22 protein-coding genes are annotated in these 21,730 nt (G+C 68.1%); 7 read left to right on the top strand and 15 right to left on the bottom strand.

Going from position 1 to position 21,730, the window contains the following annotated elements:
• Positions 1–98: 98 nt before the first annotated feature.
• The 7 genes from ACFQI8_RS08245 to ACFQI8_RS08215 all read right to left on the bottom strand — a co-directional run bounded on the left by ACFQI8_RS08245 (position 99) and on the right by ACFQI8_RS08215 (position 7,142).
• Entirely contained in the window at positions 99–806 is a 708-nt protein-coding gene (locus ACFQI8_RS08245) for an AMP-binding protein (protein WP_390243888.1), read from the bottom strand.
• Positions 807–900: 94 nt separating this feature from the next.
• Positions 901–1,221: a cupin domain-containing protein gene (locus tag ACFQI8_RS08240; RefSeq protein ID WP_390243887.1), complete on the bottom strand. Its 321-nt coding sequence runs from the start codon at positions 1,219–1,221 to the stop codon at positions 901–903.
• A 52-nt stretch (positions 1,222–1,273) separates the two neighbouring features.
• The gene (dnaJ, locus tag ACFQI8_RS08235; RefSeq protein WP_390243886.1) at positions 1,274–2,431 is read right to left on the bottom strand and encodes a molecular chaperone DnaJ; all 1,158 of its coding nucleotides are present in this window, start codon (positions 2,429–2,431) and stop codon (positions 1,274–1,276) included.
• Between the two features lie 153 nt (positions 2,432–2,584).
• The gene (dnaK, locus tag ACFQI8_RS08230) at positions 2,585–4,471 is read right to left on the bottom strand and encodes a molecular chaperone DnaK (RefSeq protein ID WP_390243885.1); all 1,887 of its coding nucleotides are present in this window, start codon (positions 4,469–4,471) and stop codon (positions 2,585–2,587) included.
• A gap of 223 nt (positions 4,472–4,694) precedes the next feature.
• Positions 4,695–5,456, bottom strand: a complete 762-nt coding sequence (locus ACFQI8_RS08225) for an alpha/beta fold hydrolase (protein WP_390244051.1) — start codon at positions 5,454–5,456, stop codon at positions 4,695–4,697.
• Between the two features lie 126 nt (positions 5,457–5,582).
• The gene (locus ACFQI8_RS08220; RefSeq protein ID WP_390243884.1) at positions 5,583–6,278 is read right to left on the bottom strand and encodes a nucleotide exchange factor GrpE; all 696 of its coding nucleotides are present in this window, start codon (positions 6,276–6,278) and stop codon (positions 5,583–5,585) included.
• A 117-nt stretch (positions 6,279–6,395) separates the two neighbouring features.
• Complete coding sequence (locus tag ACFQI8_RS08215; protein ID WP_390243883.1) at positions 6,396–7,142, bottom strand: proteasome assembly chaperone family protein; 747 nt, start codon at positions 7,140–7,142, stop codon at positions 6,396–6,398.
• 161 nt (positions 7,143–7,303) lie between these two features.
• Between ACFQI8_RS08215 and ACFQI8_RS08210 the strand changes: the two genes are divergently transcribed.
• Complete coding sequence (locus ACFQI8_RS08210) at positions 7,304–8,245, top strand: RsmB/NOP family class I SAM-dependent RNA methyltransferase (protein WP_390243882.1); 942 nt, start codon at positions 7,304–7,306, stop codon at positions 8,243–8,245.
• Positions 8,242–8,778 carry a DUF7122 family protein gene (locus tag ACFQI8_RS08205; RefSeq protein WP_390243881.1) on the top strand — a complete coding sequence of 179 codons (537 nt, stop codon included), beginning with the start codon at positions 8,242–8,244 and terminating at the stop codon, positions 8,776–8,778. The genes ACFQI8_RS08210 and ACFQI8_RS08205 overlap by 4 nt, the downstream gene beginning before the upstream one ends.
• Positions 8,779–8,802: 24 nt before the next feature.
• Here the strand turns inward: ACFQI8_RS08205 and ACFQI8_RS08200 are convergent, their stop codons facing one another.
• Positions 8,803–10,305 carry a DUF790 family protein gene (locus ACFQI8_RS08200; protein WP_390243880.1) on the bottom strand — a complete coding sequence of 501 codons (1,503 nt, stop codon included), beginning with the start codon at positions 10,303–10,305 and terminating at the stop codon, positions 8,803–8,805.
• A 176-nt stretch (positions 10,306–10,481) separates the two neighbouring features.
• On the opposite strand from ACFQI8_RS08200, the gene ACFQI8_RS08195 reads away from it, so the two are divergent.
• Positions 10,482–10,874, top strand: coding sequence for a transcriptional initiation protein Tat (locus ACFQI8_RS08195; protein ID WP_390243879.1), 393 nt, complete (start codon positions 10,482–10,484; stop codon positions 10,872–10,874).
• Positions 10,875–10,925: 51 nt separating this feature from the next.
• Here ACFQI8_RS08195 and ACFQI8_RS08190 read toward each other — a convergent pair whose 3' ends face one another.
• Positions 10,926–12,302 carry a DEAD/DEAH box helicase family protein gene (locus tag ACFQI8_RS08190; protein ID WP_390243878.1) on the bottom strand — a complete coding sequence of 459 codons (1,377 nt, stop codon included), beginning with the start codon at positions 12,300–12,302 and terminating at the stop codon, positions 10,926–10,928.
• A gap of 144 nt (positions 12,303–12,446) precedes the next feature.
• Here ACFQI8_RS08190 and ACFQI8_RS08185 point away from each other — a divergent pair, with 144 nt between their 5' ends.
• Complete coding sequence (locus tag ACFQI8_RS08185) at positions 12,447–12,596, top strand: hypothetical protein (RefSeq protein WP_390243877.1); 150 nt, start codon at positions 12,447–12,449, stop codon at positions 12,594–12,596.
• A gap of 45 nt (positions 12,597–12,641) precedes the next feature.
• Here the strand turns inward: ACFQI8_RS08185 and ACFQI8_RS08180 are convergent, their stop codons facing one another.
• Genes ACFQI8_RS08180 through ACFQI8_RS08170 form a run of 3 tightly spaced genes read right to left on the bottom strand, consistent with a single transcriptional unit; the run spans position 12,642 to position 15,360 of the window.
• On the bottom strand, positions 12,642–13,460 hold the full coding sequence (locus ACFQI8_RS08180) for an ABC transporter ATP-binding protein (RefSeq protein ID WP_390243876.1): 819 nt from the start codon (positions 13,458–13,460) through the stop codon (positions 12,642–12,644).
• On the bottom strand, positions 13,448–14,317 hold the full coding sequence (locus tag ACFQI8_RS08175; protein ID WP_390243875.1) for an ABC transporter permease: 870 nt from the start codon (positions 14,315–14,317) through the stop codon (positions 13,448–13,450). Before ACFQI8_RS08175 ends, ACFQI8_RS08180 begins: the two co-directional genes overlap by 13 nt.
• Entirely contained in the window at positions 14,314–15,360 is a 1,047-nt protein-coding gene (locus ACFQI8_RS08170) for an ABC transporter substrate-binding protein (RefSeq protein ID WP_390243874.1), read from the bottom strand. The genes ACFQI8_RS08175 and ACFQI8_RS08170 overlap by 4 nt, the downstream gene beginning before the upstream one ends.
• A 256-nt stretch (positions 15,361–15,616) precedes the next feature.
• Between ACFQI8_RS08170 and ACFQI8_RS08165 the strand changes: the two genes are divergently transcribed.
• Both ACFQI8_RS08165 and ACFQI8_RS08160 read left to right on the top strand, forming a co-directional pair.
• Positions 15,617–16,738 carry a pyridoxal phosphate-dependent aminotransferase gene (locus tag ACFQI8_RS08165; protein ID WP_390243873.1) on the top strand — a complete coding sequence of 374 codons (1,122 nt, stop codon included), beginning with the start codon at positions 15,617–15,619 and terminating at the stop codon, positions 16,736–16,738.
• 130 nt (positions 16,739–16,868) lie between these two features.
• The gene (locus ACFQI8_RS08160) at positions 16,869–18,437 is read left to right on the top strand and encodes a Na+/H+ antiporter NhaC family protein (protein WP_390243872.1); all 1,569 of its coding nucleotides are present in this window, start codon (positions 16,869–16,871) and stop codon (positions 18,435–18,437) included.
• A gap of 100 nt (positions 18,438–18,537) precedes the next feature.
• Here the strand turns inward: ACFQI8_RS08160 and ACFQI8_RS08155 are convergent, their stop codons facing one another.
• A complete protein-coding gene (locus ACFQI8_RS08155; protein WP_390243871.1) occupies positions 18,538–18,957 on the bottom strand; it encodes a DUF5367 family protein in 420 nt (139 codons plus the stop codon).
• Between the two features lie 81 nt (positions 18,958–19,038).
• On the opposite strand from ACFQI8_RS08155, the gene ACFQI8_RS08150 reads away from it, so the two are divergent.
• Positions 19,039–19,284 (top strand): hypothetical protein, encoded by a 246-nt coding sequence (locus ACFQI8_RS08150; RefSeq protein WP_390243870.1) that lies wholly within the window; start codon positions 19,039–19,041, stop codon positions 19,282–19,284.
• A 209-nt stretch (positions 19,285–19,493) separates the two neighbouring features.
• On the opposite strand, the gene ACFQI8_RS08145 is transcribed toward ACFQI8_RS08150, so the two are convergent.
• A complete protein-coding gene (locus ACFQI8_RS08145) occupies positions 19,494–20,669 on the bottom strand; it encodes a redox-regulated ATPase YchF (RefSeq protein ID WP_390243869.1) in 1,176 nt (391 codons plus the stop codon).
• 160 nt (positions 20,670–20,829) lie between these two features.
• Positions 20,830–21,693 carry a DUF4349 domain-containing protein gene (locus tag ACFQI8_RS08140; RefSeq protein WP_390243868.1) on the bottom strand — a complete coding sequence of 288 codons (864 nt, stop codon included), beginning with the start codon at positions 21,691–21,693 and terminating at the stop codon, positions 20,830–20,832.
• Positions 21,694–21,730 lie beyond the last annotated feature (37 nt).

The following is a 21,730-nucleotide window of genomic DNA, read 5'->3' as shown; positions in this document are numbered from 1 at the left end:
GTAACGGTTGAAAATCAGGATTTAACACGTTCGTGGAATTTAAACTCAAGTATCGAATAAATATTTGACTCTCGAACAATAGACCGCCAGAGCCGTCGTCACCACGCGTCGCCGGGTGCGAGCGCGACCGGCTCGGGAGCCCCGTCGCCGACCGAGAGCGCCGCCTCGACGGCCTCGCCGCCCGCGGGAACCCGAATCGTCCCGCCGGCCAAAAGCGGCGCGAGCACGCCGGCGACGACGGTGCCGGGCCGGGAGAGCGACGACCGGACCGCGACCGTGTCGCCCGCTTCGAGGTCGAAGTCGGCGACGACCTCGCGGGCCGCGTCGAGCAGGTCGCCGTGGGCGAACTCGCGGTCGTCGGCGACGAGCGCCGGGTCGGCGGGCGCGACGACTTCGGGGTGGACCGCGGGGTTCTCGCTCCAGACCTCCTGTTCCCAGTGGGTCGTCGCGGGCGAACTCGGCGGGCCGCCGAACACGGCGAGTTTCTGCCCCGGCGGCAGGTCGTCGAACTCGGACTCGCGGGCGACGGCGACGACGGTCGCCCGCGCCTCGACCGCGGGGTCGAACGCCGTCACCGCGCCGAGTTGCGCCGCCCCGAGGAACGTCAACAGCGGTTCGGGAAGCGACAGCGGGTCGACCGCGACGCGAGCGCCCTTACGGACGCCGAGGTAGCGGAGGACGTTCCCGGCCTTGTACGAGGTCGTGATGAGGTCGTGGTACGTGTAGGTCCGGCCGGGGCCGTCGACCCGGAGCGCGAGTCGGTCGCTCCGCCGGTCGCGGGCCATGAGGTCGCCGATAACGTCCATAGCCGACCGTACGGAGTCGGTGTGAAAAAAGCCCCCGAGGCGCGCTCGCGGTTCGAGAACGCGACGGGAAAACGGCGTCGTCCCTCGATGTGAGTCAGGGCGCGCCCGCGATGACGAACGTGCTCTCCTCGGGACCGTTTCGCAGTTCGCGCGTGTCCTCCGGCGAGACGCGCACGGCGTCGCCGGGTTCGAGGTCGAGTTCCTCGTCTTCGACGACGAGCGTGGCCCCGCCGGAGACGAGATAGTACACCTCTTCGTGGCCCTGTTCGGCGTGGTCGTGGGGCTGGCCGGACCAGTCGGGGTCCGCCTCCAACACGCTGAAGCCGAGTTCGGCGCAGTCGAGCGCGTCCCGCAGGAAGTGGAGCCCGCCGCCGACCGGGTCTACGTCCTCGTAGTTCGCTTTCGTGTAGGACATCGCCTGAACTGACGGCCGCGGGACAAGAGAGCGTGACGGTGCCGGAAATCCGTTACAGGGAGTTCTTCAGCTTCTGGAAGAGGCCCTCTTTGACCTCCTCGCCGCCGGCCTCGGCGAACTCCTTGAGCGCCTCGCGCTGTTCTTTGTTGAGGTCCTCCGGCGTGACGACGTGGACCTCGACGTACAGGTCGCCGTGGCCCCGGCCGTCGAGGTGGGGCATCCCCGCGTCGGAGACGGTGAACGTCGACCCGCTTTGGGTGCCAGCGGGCACCGTCAGTTCCTCCTCGCCGTCGAGCGTCGGCACCTCGATGGTCGCGCCGAAAACGGCCTGCGGGAAGGAGATGGGATGGGTGTAGCGGAGGTCGTCGCCGTCGCGCTCGAACTCGTCGTGGTCGCGGACGGTAACCTCGACGAACAGGTCGCCGTTGGGGCCGCCGTTCTCGCCGGGTTCGCCCTCGCCGCGGTAGCGGAGGCGCTGGCCGTCGCGGAAGCCGGCGGGGATGGTGATGGTCACGTCGCGGGTGCGGCGGACGCGACCACTCCCGCGGCACTCCGAACAGTCCTCGCTGTACGTCTCACCCTCGCCGCCGCAGGCGCGACAGGTCGTCGTCTGCTGGACGCGGCCGAAGGGCGTCTGCTGGACCGTCGTCTGCTGGCCCGAGCCGTTACACTCCGAACAGGTGTTCACCTCTGCGTCGTCGGGGTGGCCCTCGCCGTCGCACTCCGGACAGACCTCGCGGCGGCGAACCGTCACGTCCCGCTCGACGCCGTGGTAGGCGTCTTCGAGGTCGATTGAGATGCGCTGGGCCACGTCGCGGCCCTGCTGGGGGCGGGTGCGCTGTTGGCCGCCCGCCCCGCCGTTGAACAGGTTGTTGAAGATGTCCTCGAAGCCGCCGCCACCGCCGCCCATGCCCCCGAACGGGTTCCCGCCGCCGCCGAAGGGGTTGCCACCGCCGCGGCCGCCGCCACCGCCGCCGCGTTTCTGGGACTGCTGGAAGCGCTCGTGGCCGACTTGGTCGTACATCTGCCGCTTCTCGTCGTCCGTGAGCACCTCCTTGGCCTTCTGGACCTTCTTGAACTTCTCCTCGGCGTCGTCCTCGTCGGAAACGTCGGGGTGGTACTTCGCGGCCTTCTTGCGGTACGCGTTCTTGATTTCGTCTTTCGAGGCGTCCCGCGAGACCCCGAGTACGTCGTAGAAGTCCTCGCTCATCAGTTGCTATCTTGTAGCCGGTGAAGGTATTTGAAAAGTCCGTCTCTCGTATCGCGGCGAGCGCGAGCGGGGTCAAACCGTGGAGTTCACCCGGATTCGACCGCCGGCGTCGGGTCCCTCGGCGACTCGAGAGTCGGTCAGTCGGTCAGTCGGTCAGTTGTCCGCTTCGTCCTCGTCGAAGTCCGCGTCGGCGTCGACGAAGTCCTCGGGGTCAGCGCCGCCGGGGCCGCCGGCCGCGCCCGCACCAGCGCCAGCGCCAGCGCCGCCGGCACCGCCGGCACCGCCGGCCTGCGCCTGCTGTTGGTACATGCGCTTGCCGATTTCCTGCAGTTCCTTCGAGAGGTCTTCGGTCACGTCTTCGAGTTCGTCCGTGGAGGCGTCGTCGTCTTCGAGGACGGCTTCGACGTCCTCGATGGCCGCCTCGATGTCGTCGCGGAGTTCGTCGTCGACGTTCTCCTCGTTCTCTTCGAGGAGCGTCTCCGCGCGCTGGACCGCGCCCTCGGCCTCGTTGCGGGCCTCGACGGCGCGGCGGCGCTCTTTGTCCTCTTCGGCGTGCTGTTCGGCCTCCTGTTGCATGCGGTCGATTTCGTCGTCGGAGAGGCCCGCGCCGCCCTCGATGGTGATGGACTCGGCGTTGCCGGAGCCTTTGTCCTCGGCGGAGACGTTGACGATGCCGTTCTCGTCGATGTTGAAGCCGACCTCGATCTGCGGGGTTCCGGCGGGGGCCGGCGGGATGCCGGAGAGCGTGAACTCGCCGAGGAGTTCGTTGTCCTCGGCCATCTCGCGTTCGCCCTGGAAGACGCGGACCTGCACCGTCGTCTGGTTGTCGGCCGCGGTGGTGAATACCTTCGACTCCTCGGTCGGAATCGTCGTGTTCTTGTCGATGAGGCGCTCGAAGAGGCCGCCTTTGACCTCGATACCGAGCGACAGCGGCGTCACGTCGAGGAGGACGATGTCGTCGACCTCGCCGCCGAGGACGCCGCCCTGGATGGCCGCGCCGAGCGCGACGGCCTCGTCGGGGTTGACGGACTTCTTCGGCTCGGAGCCGAGCAGTTCTTCGACCTTCCCGCGGACCTGCGGCATCCGGGTGGAGCCGCCGACGAGGATGACGTCGTCGATGTCGCCTTTGTCGTAGCCGGCGTCTTCGAGCGCCTGCTCGGTCGGCTCGACCGTCCGGTCGATGAGGTCAGTGGTGAGCGATTCGAACTTCGCGCGGGTCAGGTCGTATTCGAGGTGGACCGGCCCGGAGTCCGTTGCCGTGATAAACGGGAGATTGATGGTCGTCTCCTTGCGCGAGGAGAGCTCGATTTTGGCTTCCTCTGCCGCGTCCTTGAGGCGCTGGAGAGCCTGTCGGTCCTCGCGGAGGTCGATGCCGTGGTCGTTTTCGAACTCCTGTGCGAGCCAGTCGATGATGGCGTCGTCCCAGTCGTCGCCGCCGAGGTCGTTGTCCCCGTTCGTGGCGACCACTTCGTAGACGCCGCCGCCGAGGTCGAGGACGGACACGTCGAAGGTGCCGCCGCCGAGGTCGTAGACGAGCACGGTCTGGTTCGACTCGTCGTCGAGGCCGTAAGCCATGGAGGCCGCGGTCGGCTCGTTGACGATGCGCTCGACGTCGAGACCCGCGATTTCGCCGGCGTCTTTCGTCGCCTGACGCTGTTTGTCGTTGAAGTACGCGGGGACGGTGATGACGGCCTTCTGCAGTTCGTCGCCGAGGTAGTCCTCGGCGTCGCGCTTGATCTTCTGGAGAATCATCGCCGAAATCTGCTCCGGCGTGTACTCCTCGCCCTCGATGTCGACGCTGTAGCCGTCCTCGCCCATGTGGCGCTTGATGGACCGAATCGTGCGCTCTGGGTTCTGGATGGCCTGGTTCTTCGCCGGCTTGCCGACCAACCGCTCACCGTCGTCGGTGAACGCGACGACGGAGGGGGTGGTTCGGTCGCCTTCTGCGTTCACGATAATCTCCGGGTCGCCGCCCTCCATCACCGCGAACGCGCTGTTCGTGGTGCCGAGGTCGATACCCAGAATCTTGTTGCTCGCCATCTTGCCCGCAAATACCGTCTTTTGCCGGTTAAAGGTTACTAGATACTGCGACGCACGGTGTACGACGAAGTCGACGCTGTCTTGCGATTTTCTGTTCTCGCGTCGAAACAGGTCGGTCGATTTATGTAGAACCGCCGACCGCGTCGCGGCGACGGCTCCGAGCGTGAGCGCCCGGCGGCGACCCGACGCCCGGTCGGCGACCGACCGCGCGGCCCCCGAACCGTCAGTCGGTCGGCCGCGGGGGTTCGGTTCCGTCGGCCGAATCGGGCGCGTCAGCGCCGTTCACCCGAAGCGACGACGCGTCGGCCCCATCGAGGGCGTCGAGCACCGTCGAGAGCGTCCGCTCGCGGCCCTCGCTGGCGAAGAACTCGTGACCCCCGTCGTACGGGACGAGATTCGCCGCGGGCGTCCGGTCGCCGATTGCGCGCACGTCCACGACCCGGTCCGAAAGCGAGACGAACACCACGTCGTCGGAGCTGAACGGCGGCAACGACTCCTGTGCGCCGCGAATCATGCGGAGGAAGGCGGGCGAAGCATTGTCCGGGGCGTCGGCCAGCTCGGCCGCGAGCTTCAGCTCGCCGAGGTCGTCGCGGGAGATGCCGGACGGGACGACGGCTTTGGTCGTCGGCAGTCGGCTGATGAGGGGCAAAAAGAGCGTGGCGAGCCCCGACACCGCGGTTCCCCACCACGGGCTCACGAAGACGTTCCGGACCGCGAGGTCGAGATGGGCGGCGACGAGGCCGCCGGTGCTGTGGCTGAGGACGAGGTCGATGTCGCGGTCGACTGCGTACGCCCGCACCGGACTCACGTACTGGCGCTCGAACTCCCAGCCGTTCGTCGGGAGTTCGACGGCGTGGACGTGGTAGCCCTCGTAGGTGAGGCGGTCGAGGAGCCACTCGACGCTCCGGTGACCCGGCTTGTTGCCCCACCCGAGGACGAAAAGCAGGTCGTCGTCGCCGGGGTCGCCGTGTTGGGTGACACGCACGGTCGGCCGCCGCCGACGAGAACGAAGTCGCATGGCGTAGTGATAGCGAGGTGAGAACAAAAGTCCTCCCCGGTCGGTGCGGGGCGAGACCGCCCCGACGACGGCGAGCGCCCGGTCGACGGCGCGCTAGTCGCCCTTACTGACCGTGATTTGCGCGGCGCGGATGACCTTGTCGGCCATCTCGTAGCCGGGCTGGAACACGTCGGCGACGGTATCGGCCGGTTCGTCGCTGTCGACGCGCATCATCACCTCGTGGCGGTTCGGGTCCACGTCGGTCCCCGGTTCGGGGTCGATGATTTCGACGTTCTCGTCTTCGAGGATGCGGTCGAACTCCTTGAGCGTCGATTCGAGGCCGCCGCGGATGTCGGCGTCCCCGTCCTGGTCGAGCGCGCGAACGAGGTTGTCGCGGACGGTGACGACGCGCTCGACGAAGTCCTCGGTGGCGCGCTCTTTGATTTGGGACTGCCGCTTTTTCGCGCGCTTCTTGTAGTTCTGGAAGTCGGCCTGCGTGCGCTTGAGACGCGACTGGAGTTCCTCGGCCGTCGCTTCTGCCTCGTCGCGCTCGGCTTCGAGGTCGGCGACGCGGGCTTCGAGCGCCGCGACCTCGGCCGCGAGGTCGTCGTCGTACTCGGCGACGCGGTCGGCGACGGTCGGCCCGTCACCCGCCGCGTCGGATTGCTCGGCCGCCGACTCGGCGCTCGACGCCTCGCCGTCGGCGTCCGTCGCCGCGTCTTCGGCCGCCTGCGCCGCTGCGTCGGATGCCGCGTCAGTCTCGGTGTCTGCGTTCGCGTCCGTGACCGACTCGGCAGGGTCGTCGCTCATGGGCGGGAGAAGTGTCCGACGCGGCTTAAACGTGTAGACTGCGGGTCGGCCGAAACGCTTCTCAGGGCGGAGCGGTCGCGCGGGTCGAGACTCCCCGCGACCGACGGCCAGCGCCGCTTACTGGTACATCCCGAGCGGTCGGGCCTGCGTGCTCTCCTCGTCGGACTGTTGCATCCGCCGGGCCAACTGCTCTTTGGCCTGCCGTATCTCGGTGGCGCTGTTCACGAGGTCGTCCACGGGCACCTCGATGCCGACGAGGGGTTCGATGCCGTGTTTGATGACGACACGGGCGGCCTCGGGGTCGGGGAACTGCGGGTCAGACTCGACGACCAGCGCGAGCGCCGGGCGACCGACCGAGACGGCGTTGCTCAGGAGCGCGCCCGTCGGTCCCGAAACGAGGCCGGTCTCCGTCGGCCGGTCGATATCGGCGGCTTCGAGCCGCGACCGCGCGCCGTCGGTGCCGACGCCGTAGAGCGCCGGCACCTCCTCGGACTTCTCGCGGGCGATGCCCGACAGGAACACGGGGAGCACGTCGAGCTCGTCGAACCACGGGCCGAGACAGGTGGCGAGCTCGGTCGCCGCCTCGGGGCGGATGGGAATGTCGCTCTGGAGGACGAGCAGGTCCCGCTCCGCGTCGGCGTAGAGCCTGACCGGCGGGTGCAACGCCGGGTCGTCCTCCATGTAGACCGCGACCTGCGGGACGCCCTCGCAGAACACGTCCGCGTAGTGGGTCATGCCGAACTCCGTTACCAGGTGGTCGGCCGCGATTTTGCCGACCAACCCCACGCCCGGCAGTCCCTCGACCAGCGTCGGCGACTCCAGTTCGTCGGTGAGTTCCTCCGCGAGGACGCGAATGCGTGCCATACGTGAACATGGTCACCGAGGCGAAGTAAATCCGACGGGCGAGTGCGCGGTCATCGGCCGCCGGCCCCGCCCCGGCGTGACTGCTTCGACCGTGGCGTCTCCCGGCGACGACGCCGGCGACTCCGAAACCGACAAACGCGCCCGCGCGGAATCGAGTAGTCATGAACCCGCTCCAGCGGTACGCGCCGCTCGTAGACGACGAGGAGGCCTTTTTCGCGGCCTGCGAGCGGCCGCTTCCCTCCGTCGTCCGCGTCAACACCATCAAGACGACGGTGGCGCGCGCCCGAGAGGCGCTCGACGACGAGGGCGTCGCCTACGAACCGACAGACTGGCACCCCGGCATCCTGAAACTCGAAGACAGCAGTCCGGGGACGAACTGGCCGTACTTCCACGGCTGGCTCCACGGTCAGGAGGAGGTGTCGGCGCTCCCGGCTATCGCCCTCGACCCGCAACCGGGCGAGCGGGTGTGGGACACCTGCGCCGCGCCGGGGTCGAAGACGACTCAGATTGCCGCCATGATGGACGACGAGGGGGTCCTCGTCGGCAACGACAACAACCTCGGTCGGCTGTCGGCGCTCCGCCACAACGCCGAGCGCCTCGGCGTGACGAACCTCGTCGTGTCGAATCAGGACGCCCGCAACTTCTCGATGAAGCCCTTCGGGGAGCGGACCCCCGAGAAGGCGGGGTCGTTCGAGCAGTTCGACCGCGTCCTCGTCGACGCGCCGTGCTCCTGCGAGGGGACCTGCCGGAAGAACCCCGACGTGCTCGACGAGTGGACGATGAACCACGTGAAAAGCGTCGCCGGCATCCAGAAGGGCATCCTCCGGCGGGCCGTGCAGGTGACGAAAGCCGGCGGCACCGTCGTCTACTCCACCTGTACCTTCGCGCCCGAGGAGAACGAGGCCGTCCTCGACTTCGTCCTCGACCGCGAGGACTGCGAGGTCGTCGAGTGGGACGTTCCCGACGGCTTCGAGACTGCGCCCGGCATCACCGAGTGGGAGGGCGACGAGTACGACCCGTCGGTGGCGAAGGGCCGCCGCGTCTACCCGCACCACAACGACACGGGCGGCTTCTTCACCGCCAAACTGGAGGTGACCGCATGAGCGACGACACCGCCCCCGACGAGAACTGGGGCCAGCAGTTCGACCGCCTGCCGCCGACGGCCGCCGACCGCGTCGTCGAAGGTCGCCCCTCCCGCGAGGAGGTCGTCGACTGGTGGGACGAACGGTTCGGCGTCGGCCCCTCGGTCTTCGACAGCTACACGTTCTGGGAGAAGGGCGCGGGCAAGATTTGGGCGTTCCACGGCGAGGTCGTCGACCCCATCGAAGTCGAGGGGCTCGGGATGCGCATCCTGCGGACCCGCCAGCGCCACTGGAAGCCCTCGACCAACGCGGTCCAGCGGTTCTGCGGCGACGCGACGAAGAACGTCGTCGAACTGAGTCCGGGCGAGGCGAAGGCGTTCGTCGACGGCCGCGACCAACAGCTCGACCGGTGGGACGGCGACTGGGGCTACCTCACCGCCGCCCACGAAATCGCCGGCGAACTCGAACCGCTCGGCGTCGGCCTCTACCTCCACGGGGAGCTCCGCTCGACCGTCCCGAAGGGCCGGCAGGAAGACCTCGTCAAACTCGACTGAGCGGCTCGGATTCGCCATCCGCGACTACTTCTCTCTGACCGTCCCGCCGGTCAGCCCCTCCCACTCGACCCGGTAGCCGAGCCGCGAGAGGACCGCGCTCGAATCGTCGAGGCCGCGGTCGTCGAGGGCGGCTTCTGCGGCAGACAGCGACATCCCCGCCTCGACCGCCCCGGCGAGCGCGTCGAGGACGGCCGGGCGGACAAGCGTCCGCCCGACGAGTTCGTGTTCCGGAAAGGCCACGTCGTCGAGCGCGTCGACCGAGACGCCGCGGGCGGCCGCGAGGTCCGACAGCGTCACTACGTCGTCGTCGGGCGCGAGTTCCGCGGGGAGCGACGAGACCGCGTCGGCGACGAGGTCGGACTCGTAGTCGCGCAACACGTCAACCACGTCCTTCACGCGCACGGAGCCGGCGTACGGGACGGCCCGATGGTCGCGGGCGGCGATGTCCTCGCCGACGCCGAGCGAGTCGTCGACGGCGACGACGAGTTCCACGTCCTCCACGTCGGCGAGTTGGCCCAACTTCTTCTCGACGTACTCGGGCGTCCAAAAGCCCATAATCTCGAAGAAGACGCGGAAGTCGGCGTGCGCGTAGTCGAACGCGAAGTCGGGAATCATCACGCTCGTCCCCGTTTCGAGGGGTTCCGGCTCCCGGACGAGCGACCAGTCGAGGTCGAGGCCGCGGAAACGGGCGGCGAAGTCGGCCTCCACGTCGCTGTCGAAGCCGGGTTCGGCCATCGGCTCGACGCCGGGGACCGACACGTCGTCGCTCGTGAGCGTCAGTTCGCGCTCGGTCCCGCGGTCGTCGATGGTCGCCACGAGTCGCCAGTCGCCGGCGGTGGCGACCGATCGAAGCAGGCGGGCGAAGGCGGTCCCGTACCGCCGAGTTCGCCGAAAGAGCGCGTCGGGGCCGGTGACGACGACCTCGCGGCCGGCGTCGGTCTTCCGAACCTCGTACATCAGCCGGAGTCGCTTGACCGCCGAGACGACGGCCTTCGGGTCGGAGCTTCGGACGCGCACCTCGGTCGCGTCGAACAGGGCTGTCTGGGCGAGCGAGAGGTTGTACTGCGCGAGCAGTTCGTCGGGCGTCCACCGCGGGTCGAACTCGGACAGCACCTGTTCGACCTCGCGGTCGGCGGTCAGCGACGCGTCGACGCCGTCGGGCGACGACCCGAGCGAGGACGCCGCGCGGTCGAGCGCCGCGGCCCGCTCGTCGGGCGTCGTCACGCCGCCGACCGCCATCGCGGCCTCGAACGCGGCGCGGCGGGCGCGAGCGGGCGGTAGGGGGGCCGCCGTCTCGAAGACCGCCTCGCGGTCGAGGAGCGACGCGAAGCCGCGGGCGAGTTTGAAGTCGTCGGCCTCGGCTTCGAGGTCGGCGAGAGCGTCGTCGAGGGCGGCCCGCGCGTCGCCGACGTGTCGCCGGAAGACGCCGATTGCCTTCGCGGCCAGCGGGCGGTCGCCCCGGTCGGCGAACTGCGGGTGATAGCCGCCGCCCGCCCGCGACACGCGAAGCAGGTCCTTCGTCAGCACGCTCGCCACGAGGGGGCCGCGGGACAAAAGCGACTCGGGCGGCGAGGGAGACGCGACCGACGGCGCGGCCGACAGCACGGCCGACAGCGCGGGCGTCGCTCGACCGACGACACGGCTGAGAGACCGACGACGACACGGACGACAAGGTTCATTGCGCCCGCGGCGGACGCCACCGTATGGAGCGACGACGCCTCCTCGGACTGGTCGCGGTCGGCCTGTCGTCGGGCTGTCTCGGCTCGCTACCGGGCGCGACGGGGCCGCGAAACCCACCGGCGGCACCGGCGGGCGACCCCCGAAACACGCCCGAGGTTTCCCCGGTCCGAATCGAAGATATCGACTACGAGGCGACCGGCGACGGCCGTCTCCGGGTGTTCGGGTCGGTCCTCAACGACGGCGGGGCCGAGCGGCTCACAACGGTCGAAGTCCGGGTCACCGTCGGCGGCGAACGGTCGACGCGGTCGCAGGAACTCGCCGTTCCGGCCGGCGGGACCGCAGACTTCGAAATCGAGTTCGACGTCGAGTACGACGCCTTCTCGGACGACGGAGACCTGAACGTCTCGCTGGTCTGAGGTCGAAGGCGGTCGACTCTCCCGCCGGCGTCGACCCGCGTCCGCGTCGCGTCACCGACGGCGGGCCGCCACCCGTTCTTCCGCCGTCTCGACGCTCACGAGTTCGTAGAGCGTCGCGGTCGAGCCGTCGGCCTTCGGGCGGAGGATGCGACCGAGACGCTGGGTGAACTCGCGTTCCGACCCCGACCCCGAAAGGAGGATGCCGACGTTGGCGTCGGGCACGTCAACGCCCTCGTCGAGCACGTTGGCCGCGACGACGGTGTCGTAGGTGCCGTCGCGGAAGCGGTCGAGGATTTCGCGGCGCTCTTTCGTGCCGGTCTCGTTCGTTATCGGCGGGACGAGAAAGCGCCGCGAGATGCGGTAGACGAGGTCTGTCGAGGCGGTGAAGACGATGACGCGGTCCTCGCGGTGCCGCGCGAGCAACCGAGCCAGTTTGTCCACCTTCGCCTCGGAGTTCATCATCACGTCGCGGGCGCGTTGTTTGGCGAGAAGCGCCTGCCGCGCTCGCGGGTCGTTTCCCGACCGCATCACGAGCTTCTGGTAGTCGCTTCCCGACTGCATCGACAGCCCCGAGGTGCGCAGGTAGTTCACGAACGTCTCCTGTGCCTCGTCGTACGTCTCGCGCTCGTCGGCCGTGAGTTCGACCTCGACGCGGCGGACCTCGTAGTCCGCGAGGTGGTCGCCCGCCAAGTCGTCCACGTCGAGGCGGTACGCCCGCGGGCCGACGAGTTCCGCCACGCGCTCGTGTGCGCCGTCGGGGCGCTCGAACGTCGCCGTCAGGCCGAGGCGGGCGGGCGCGGCGAGAAACCGCGGGATGTCCCGATACCCCTCGCCGCCGAGATGATGCACCTCGTCGAAGACGACGAGGCCGAAGTCGCCACCCACGTCGTCGGCGCGGAGATACGCCGAGTCGTACGTCGAGACCGTGATGGCCTCCTGCGTCTGTTCGCCGCCGCCGAACCGGCCGACCGGCACGTCGAACTCGGTTTCGAGTTCGCGTATCCACTGGTCCTGTAAATCGATGGTCGGCACGACGACGAGCGTCGGCACCGAGCGGGCGACCATCGCGGCGACCGCGAGCACCGTCTTGCCCGCGCCGGTCGGCAGTTCCACGACGCCCGCGGCGTCTGCATCGAGCCACGCGTCGAGGGCGGCGCGCTGGTAGTCGCGGAGGTCGTAAGTGGTCGAAAGCGGGAGGGGGGAGTCGAGCGCGGCCGCGACTCGGTCGTCGTAGTCGATGCCGGCCGCGTCGAGCGCGTCCCGAACCGCGGCGTACCGCATCGCTGGGGCGCGATAGCCGCCGCTTCGGGGGTCGGCTTCGACGCTCGGCACGTCGGCGAGGGCGGCCCGAACGTCGGCGTCGGCGTCGTCGCCGTCGTCATCGGTGCCGACGTGGACGGTGCCGTCCTCGAAGCGGAGGGTCGTCACTACCGGCGCGTTGGCGGGCCGCGGTGATAAACCGACGGTCCTCGCTGTGGGTGGTGTCCACGGGGACCGCCGCGGGTCGCCGACCCGTTGACCCGCCGTCCGCGAGCCGAAGGTTCAAATCCGATGGCGGGGCTACGGACCCGTATGAGCGACGACCTCGACGACGCGGTCGCACAGTTCCTCAGCGACTACAACAGCGCGATATCGGAGTACGAGAAGGGCTACGTCGACGCCGACGCGACGCTGTCGGTCATCGACGCGCACATCGACGAACTGCGAGAGGCGAGAGAGTAGGTACGAGAGACGAGCGGGGAGAGACGCGAGAACCGGGAGCCAGAGCTACTTCCCGATGAGCCCGCGAATCCGTTCGACGTATTCCGCGAACTCGCTTTCGGTCCGCTCGCGCGGGCGGTCGATATCGACCGAGACGATTTCGCGGACGCGACCCGGGTTGGCGGCCATGACGACCACCCGGTCGGCGAGCGTGACCGCCTCCTCCACGTCGTGGGTGACGAACAGCACCGTCTTGTCCGTCTCCGCCCAGATGTCGAGCAGTTCGCCGTGGAGCATGCCGCGGGTCTGCGCGTCGACCGCGCCGAACGGCTCGTCCATGAGGAGGAGTTCGGGGTCGACCGCGAGCGCGCGGGCGATGCCGACGCGCTGTTTCATCCCGCCGGACAGCTCTTTTGGGTAGGCGTCCGCGAAGCCGTCGAGACCGACGAGTTCGAGCATCTCGGTCACGCGTTCCGAGTGTTCGGGCTCCTCGACGCCCTGTTCTTCGAGCCCGAAGGCGACGTTCTCGGTGACGGTCCGCCACGGGAACAGCCCGTACTCTTGGAACACCATCCCGCGGTCGGTGCCGGGGCCGGTGACGGGCGAGCCGTCGAGCGTAACCGCGCCCGTCGTGGCGTCTTCGAGACCGGCGATGATGCGGAACAGCGTCGTCTTGCCGCACCCCGAGGGGCCGACGATACAGACGAACTCGCCGTCCTCGACGGCGAACTCCACGCCTGAGAGGGCTTCGACCGTCCGCCGGTCGGACGCGTAGGTCTTGCCGAGCGAGTCGACGCTGACCTTCGCGGCCTCGTCGGTGCCCGTCGCGGCCGCGGTCGTTCCCGCGTCCGCGCCCGCGTTCGCGTCGTCGCTCATGCTCGCCACTCCAGAACCCGCCGTTCGACCCGGCGGAACAGGCCGTCGCTCACGAGGAAGACGATGCTGATGACGAGCATGTAGGCGACAGAGACGTCCATCGCGAGGTTCTGCGCCGTGTTGAGAATCTCGTAGCCGACGCCGACGCCGACGATGAGTTCGGCCGCGACGACGATCATCCAACACTGGCCGATGCTCGTCCGGATGCCGGTCATGATTGAGGGGCTGGCCGCCGGGATGACGACCTTCCGAATCATCGTCCAGTCGTCGTCGACGCCGAGGGTCGCGGCGACCTCTTTGAGGTCCTCCGAGACGCCCTCGACGCCGCCGTAGGCGCTGTAGAAGTTAATCCAGAACGAGCCGATGGCGACGATGAACGTCGCGCCACGGTGGTTGACGCCGAGCCAGATGATGGCGAAGCCGATCCACGCCAGCGGCGGAATCGGGCGGAGGACGCGCGTGACGGGCGTGAAGACGCTGTCGACGCGAGCGTTCCAGCCCATGGCGACGCCCGCGAAGACGCCGAGCGACGTCCCGATGAGCAGTCCCGGCACGTAGTGGTAGAGGCTCTGGATTAGCTTGACGAGCAGTCGGGTCGCCGGGAGTTCCACGCCGGTGAGGGGAATCGACAGCGAGGCCGGCGCGGTGAGCTCGACGACGAACGCCGCGAGCACCTCGACGGGCGACGGGAGGAGATACGTCGGCTGGAACAGCGCGGCGACGTACCAGACGGCGAGAAAGCCCGCGAAGCCGGCGACCGCGAGCCCCGTCTGTTCCGACGAGACGGCCGCGAGTCGGTCGAGCAGTCGCTCGTCCGCCTCGGTCTCCGAGAGGGTGACGCCCGCGCCGACTTCGTCGTTGCTCATAGCGAGCCGTAGACCCCGTAGTCGAACATCTCGTCGATGCTCAACTGCGCTTCGGTCTTCCCGAGCGTCTGGGCGTAGTCGGCGAAGATTTCGGCCCCGCCTTCGATGTCGTGGGGGTCGGTGATGAAGTCGGACGCGGGCGAGTCGAGCGCCGCGCGGGCGGTCTCGACCGGGAGCGCGCTCTCGCCGATGACCGAGCTCGCGTGCTGGGCCGCCGTGTCGGGGTCGTCGGCGACGAAGTCCGTCGCCTGCTGGTGGAGTTCGACGAACTCCGTGGCGAGGTCGCGGTTGTCCTGCCGGAGGCGGTCGTGCATGAGCGTGACCGCCGCGGGCTGACCGGGCATGAAGTCGCCCGCCCACGCGATGGACTGGAACGGCGCGTCGTTGGCGTCGATGACCGTCGGCACGGGCTCCATGATGCTCGTGCCGTCGACGTTGTTCGAGAGGAGCGCCTGCTGGACCGCGGCCGCGCCGCCGAGGCCCTTGATGTTTACGTCCTCCTCGGGGTCGAGGCCGAGCGTGTTCTGAATCCAGTAGCGGAGCAGGATGTCCGGGACCGACCCCGGCGGGAACGTGCCGAACGTGAACTTCCGGCCCTTCTGTGCCTCGAACTCGGCGAAGGCGTCCGAACCGTGTTCCTCCCACAGGGCGGCGAACTCGTCGGTGGCGAGAATCTGCATCGCGTTCTTGATGTTCGCCGCGGTTATCTTCGCGGGGATGCCCTTGTCCATGACAATCATCGCCGGGACGATACCGAACATCATCACGTCGAAGTCGCCCGTCGCGGACGCCTGCACGATGCTCGGGCCGTCGGAGAACTTCTTGCCCGCGACCGGGACCGAGAGCTGGTCGAACAGCCCCTCTTCTTCCATCACGAAGTACTGCATGTCCGGGTAGATGGGCATGTAGGCGACGTTGAGTTCGTCCAGCCCGCTCCCGCCGGAGCCGCCGAGACAGCCCGCGAGGCCGGCGGTCGCGGCGAGGCCGGAGCCCTGCAGGAATCGTCTACGGCTAGTCGAAGTCGAGCGTGGTGCCTCTGTCATTGTCCTCGTTACGAATCAGCGCCTTATTCCGGGCGCGTACCCGGTAACGATAGACGCGGTAGATGACGCGTCGAAACCGGAGAAAGTCCGGTCTGCGGCCGTATCCGGGGTTTGAGCGGTCGGTTTTTCTGAATCGACGCCTCCCAGATAGCGGCAGTAACCTCCGACAAACGACGCCGGTCACATCATCGAGACAACGGGTCAATCGCGGCCGTGCGTGGGAAGAACTATCCCGAACGGCGACACGGGATAGGATATGACGCACTTCTCCGACCGAGTGGAGCGCATCTCCATCAGCGGCATTCGCAAGGTGTTCGAGGCGGCTGGCGAAGACGCTATCAACCTCGGGCTGGGTCAGCCCGACTTCCCGGCCCCGGACCACGCCCGACGGGCGGCTGTCGAGGCCATCGAGGCCGGCGAGGCCGACGGTTACACCGGGAATAAGGGCCTCCCGAGCCTGCGCGAGGCCATCGCCGAGAAACACCGCCGCGACCAGGGCGTCGACCTCGACCCCGACGACGTCATCGCCACGGCCGGGGGGAGCGAAGCGCTCCACATCGCCATCGAGGCGCACGTGAACGAGGGCGACGAGGTCATCATCCCCGACCCCGGCTTCGTCTCCTACGACGCGCTCACCAAACTCGCCGGCGGCGACCCGGTGCCGGTCCCCCTCCGCGACGACCTGACGCTCGACCCCGAGGCGGTCGAAGACGCCATCACCGACGACACCGCGGCGTTCGTCGTCAACAGCCCCGGCAACCCGACGGGCGCGGTCTCGCCGCCCGACGACATCGCCGAGTTCGCCCGCATCGCCGACGAGCACGACGTGCTCTGCATCTCCGACGAGGTGTACGAGTACACCGTCTTCGAGGGGGAACACCGCTCTCCCATCGAGTTCGCCGAGACCGACAACGTCGTCGTCGTCAACTCGGCCTCGAAGCTGTTTTCGATGACGGGCTGGCGGCTCGGCTGGGTGTACGGCTCCACCCGCCGGGTCGAGCGCATGCTCCGCGTCCACCAGTACGTGCAGGCGTGCGCCTCCGCCCCGGCGCAGTTCGCCGCCGAGGCCGCGCTCAGCGGCCCGCAGGACCGCATCGAAGAGATGACGGAGACGTTCCGCGAGCGCCGCGACCTCGTGGTTGCGGGGCTGGAGGACATCGGTCTCACTGTCCCGTCGCCGGGCGGCGCGTTCTACGTCATGCCCGAGGTGCCCGAGGGCTTCGTCGACGAGTGCATCGACCGCGGCGTGATTATCGTCCCCGGCGAGGCGTTCGGCGAGCACGGCCGCGGCTACGCCCGCCTGTCGTACGCGACTGATACCGAGTCGCTCCGCGAGGCAATCGAGATAATGGGCGAAGCGTACGACGCGGTCGTCTGAGGCCCTCAAGCGCCCGAAATCAGCCGATTCGTCGGCCGAACTACGTCAACTAACGGCATCCGATACGTCTTATTCTCAGCGTTCGAAGTGAAAACCCTTAAATTCGGGAGCAGGTGACGAAACGTTTGTCATGCCCGTAGAGACGCAGGGAGTCATCAGCCTACTGCCGGCGCTCTTCGCAATCGTGCTGACGCTCGTCAGTCGGCAGGTGCTCCTCTCGCTTTTCACCGGTATCTGGATCGGTGCGACCATCTTGGTGGGATGGAACCCAATCGGCGGGGCCGCGTACTCCCTCCAGTTGGTCATCAACAACGTGACCGAGTCGTTCAACAGCAAACTCCTCCTGTTTACGTTCCTCTCGGGCGCGATGCTCGGGATGATATTCCTCTCGGGCGGGATGAACGCGCTCGCACAGCGCATCATCGCCCGAATCAAGACCCGGAAACAGGCCGCGTTGGGGACGAGCGTCCTCGGGATGCTCATCTTCGTCGACTCCTACGCGAGCACGATGATTACGGGTTCGGTGATGCGGCCCATCACCGACAAGTTCGACATCAGCCGCGAGAAGCTCGCGTACCTGCTCGACTCGACCACCTCGCCCGTGGTGAGCGTCGCTGTCGTCTCGACGTGGGTCGGCTTCGAGGTCGGCCTCATCCGCGAGCAGTTCGCCTCGCTCGGCATCGACCAGAGCGCCTTCGTGGTGTTCCTCCAGAGCATCCCGTTCCGCTTCTACAGCCTGCTCGCGGTCGCGCTCGTGTTCATCCTCGTCGTGATGGACTGGGACTTCGGGCCGATGAAGCGCGCCGAGCGCCGCGCGAAAGAAGAGGGGAAGGTCCTCGGCGACGACGCCGACCCCCTCATCGAGACGCGCGAAGAGGACATCGTCACGCCCGACCACGTCGACTCGCGCTGGTGGTACTTCGCCGCGCCTATCGTCGCGCTCGTCGCCGTCACCGGCTTCGGCCTGCTGTACTCCGGCGGCTGGCCCGGGGTCGCACCCGTCGAGGCGCTGAAGGAAGCGGCCACCGCCGACGCCATCCTCTGGGGCGTCTTCTCGGCGTGCGCGCTCCTGCTCGCCATCCTCGTCGGCCACGCCCGCGTCCAACTCGAAGCCGTCAGCGACGCCATCTTCGAGGGATTCAAGATGGTCATGTTCCCCGTGGCCGTCCTCTCGCTGGCGTGGACCATCGGCGGCGTCAGCGAGGCGCTCGGCGTCGGTCCCTTCGTCGTCAGCATCGCCGAGGGAATCATCACGCCCGAACTCCTGCCCGCGGTCGTCTTCCTCGCCGCGGCCATCATCTCGTTCTCGATAGGCACGTCGTGGGGGACGATGGGTATCATGTTCCCCGTCGCGGTGCCGCTTGCCTACCAGCTCGGCGCGCCGCTCCCCGGAGCCATCGGCGCTATCCTCACCGGCTCGCTGTTCGGTGACCACTGTTCGCCCATCAGCGACACGACGGTTCTCTCGTCGATGTTCGCCGGCGCGGACCACGTCGACCACGTGAACACGCAGATTCCGTACGCCGTCCTCTGCGGAACCGTCGCGACGGGGCTGTTCCTCGCCAGCGGTTACGGCGTGGGCTCGCTGGCGCTCCTCGGCATCGGCGTCCTCGCGCTGTTCGCGCTCGCGTACTACCTCTCCCAACACGCCGACGTGAGCGTCCCGACGGCCTTCGGTACCTCGTCGGAGTCGGACTGACGAGTCGGACTTCGACCGCCGCTTCGCGTCTTATTCTTCGGTCGCGGCGTCCCGCTCGGGAGACGAAAAGAGCCGTATCGTCGCTTCGTCGCCGCCGCCGTCACCGACCGACGAACCCTGCGACGAGCATCGTCGCGTACGCCAAGAGCAACAGCCCGCCGAAGAGCCCCGCGGATTCGAGGCCCATGTTCGGGTAGACGACCGAAAACAGCGCCGTCGAGACCGCGTCGACGAGCATCCCGGGGACGACGAGCAACACCGCGGCCTCCCGCCGCGCGCCGCCGGAGAGCCCCCGCCACCGGAAGACCCCGACCGCGAGCGCCCACATCGCGGGAACCGTCAACGCGAACACCGCGGCCGTGACCAGCGGGTGGGAGGGAGCCAACACGAGTTGGCCGACGACGCGGAAGACGAGGCCGGCGACGAGGGCAATCGCCAGCCCGACGCCGAGGAGCACCCGCGTCTCGGACAGCGGAAGCCGGCGGGCGTCGGTCTCGAAGACCTGTGAACCAGTTGTCATGCGCTCCGTACGCGGGCAGAACGTATCAGCGTTCGTGCCGGCCGGAGGGTATTATGTCACCCGGCCATAACGATTGGTCGAATGTCAGTTCTCTCGACCGCCGACGAAGGGAAGTTCCTCATGGATGAGGAGGCCGAACAGATCGGAATCGTGACCGAAGTCGACGCGGACGCCCAAGTCGCGTACGTCGAACCCGACCCGGACCTCGCCGAGGCGGTCCTGCAGGGCCTCGGTTTCGGCGACGCCGACGGCGACGACATCGAGGTCCCGGCCGAGTCGGTCGAGACGGTCACCGACTCGGAGCTTCGCGTCGCAAAGGACCTCTGAGCCGCCGCCGCGACGAATCATTTTCCGCGCGACAGCCGAGTCGACAGCGACGGCTCCGCCTCCTGTGTTTGGTCCGCTCTCGGTGAACCACAACTTGCGCCCACTCTCCAATTCTGTATAGCGAAATTCAGTTTACGTGTGGTGTGACAGACGAATAACTGACCGATGAGAAACAACTAAATCCGGCAGAAAAGACGAGTTACTGACAGTTACTTCGCCGTCGAGACGATTTTGATGACGTCGCCCGCTTCGAGTTCGTGGTCTTCGGCGATGCGGCGGTTCGCCCGCGCGTCGACCGCGTGGAGGTAGCCGTCGCCGATGTCGGAGTGGACCGCGTACGCGAGGTCCCGCGGCGTCGACCCCCGCGGGAGGAGGAAGGCGTCGGGGAGGACGTTGCCCGTGCCGTCGGTCCACTTCGACTCGTTTTGGACCGGGTAGACCGTGATGCGGTCGAGCACGTCGTAGACCGCGGTGTCGATGGCCTCCTGCGTGCCGGTGCCGCCGTGTTCGCCCATCAGGTCGCGGATGCGTTCGAGGCCTTTCTCCTGTGCGCCGCTCACGTCGCCGACGAGTTCGAAGTCGTCGTCGCCGGGGTGGTAGTCGATGATGCCCGCCTCGCGGGCCCGCCGGAGCGCGAGTTCGCCGTCCGTGGTCGCGGCGATGACGGGCTTTCCGGTCTCGGCGAGTCGTTCGAGGTTTGCCGGGGGCGCGATGTCGACCTTGTTGGCGACGAGGACGATTGGCTTGGTCCGCTGGCGAATCGCGCGGGCGAGTTCGACGCGGTCCTCGTCGTCCCAATCTTTGGGGTTCGGCGAGTAGTCGAGGTCCCGCAGGACGGCGGCGATGTCGTACTCGCTCGCGCCGACGCCCGTCAGGAGGTCCGAGAGGGCGTCGTCCATGTCGAAATCGGGCGACCGCGACTTGCGGACCACGGACTCCCAGTTCTTGTGGACGATGCCCGCGAGCCACTGTTCGAGTTCCTCTTCGATGAAGTCGACCTCCTCGACGGGGTCGAACGTGCCGACTTCGACGGGTTCGCCCTCGGCGTTCGTCCCGCCGGAGGCGTCGACCACGTTGACGATGGCGTCGGCGTTCGTCAGTTCGTCGAGGAACTGATTGCCGAGGCCGCGACCCTCGTGCGCGCCGGGGACGAGGCCGGCCACGTCGACGAGTTCGACCGGAACGTAGCGGATGCCGTTCTCGCAGTTACCACAGCGCTCGTCGCGGTCGAGACAGGGACAGCGGGTGCGAGCGTGCGTGACGCCGCGGTTCGCGTCGATAGTCGTGAAGGGATAGTTCGCCACGTCGACCTCGGCGAGCGTCGAGGCCGTGTAGAACGTCGATTTGCCGGCGTTCGGCTTGCCGGCTAACGCGAGAGAGAGCATGGCTCGACGATGGTCGCGGACGCGGAAAAACGCTCGCGTGCGAGGGAGCGCGAGCGACGACGGAGCGACGGACGACGAAGCGATTGACGACAGAGCGATTGACGACGAAGCGATTGACGACGAAGCGACTGACGACGAAGCGACAGGCGAGACGCGAGGGTCAGTTCGTCAGTCGCCTGAGCACGGCGCGGCCGGCGACCACCGCCCCGCTCCCGAGAATCGCGAGGAGGCCGCCGAAGACGACGAGGTACGGGGCCGCGTAGGCGACGGCGACGACGAGCGCCCGGAGGGCGACGAACGCGCCGTTGACCGACTCGGAGAACGCCTGTAAGACCGGCGTGTCGTACCACTGCGCCGGGCCGGGCGGCCGCTCGGACAGCGAGACGCGGACGGTCGAGAGGGCGGCCCGGTCTTCGAGCGACTGCTTCTGGGCTTCGAGCCGCTCGATTTCGGTCTGGACCTCGGTCAGACGCTCTTCGACCGCGAGCACGTCTTCGGTCGTGTTGGCCGACTCGTAGAGGTCGCGGAGGCGGTCGCGCTGGGCGCGGAGGTTGCTCAGGCGCGCTTCGAGGTCGACCAGTTGGTCGGTCACGTCTTCCGAACTCGTCTCGACGCGCTCGACTTCGCCGAGGTTCTGCGTCTCGGACATGAACGCCGAGAAGTTCTCGGAGGGGACGCGCACGACGAGTTGCCCCGAGCGGTAGGTGCCGCCGCTCCGACGGTTGACGTACTCGTTCGAATCGCTGACGTAGCCGCCGTAGGATTCGGCGGTCGCCTCGACCGCGTCGCGCGACTCGTTGAAGTCGTCGACGGTCAGCTCCATCTGGCCGTTCCTGATGACCGCCCGCCGCTGGACCTGCGGGAGGTCGTCGCCGCCCGCCTGTTCGGCCTCGGCGGAACCGGACGCGTCGGCGGTGAGCGAGACGCTCTCTGCACCGCCGGCACCCCCGTCCGCCGCGCCGCCGGAACAGCCGGCGAGGACGACGAGGAGGGCGACCGAGAGAAGTTTCAGTCGGTTGTCCATAGACGACACTCTCGACGTGAAGGATTAATCGTTGGGT

Origin of the sequence: Haloferax chudinovii (assembly GCF_042663345.1) — an archaeon.
GTDB lineage: Archaea > Halobacteriota > Halobacteria > Halobacteriales > Haloferacaceae > Haloferax > Haloferax chudinovii.
The sequence above is the reverse complement of the archived record's forward strand: the minus strand, read 5'-3'. Positions and strand labels throughout refer to the sequence as shown.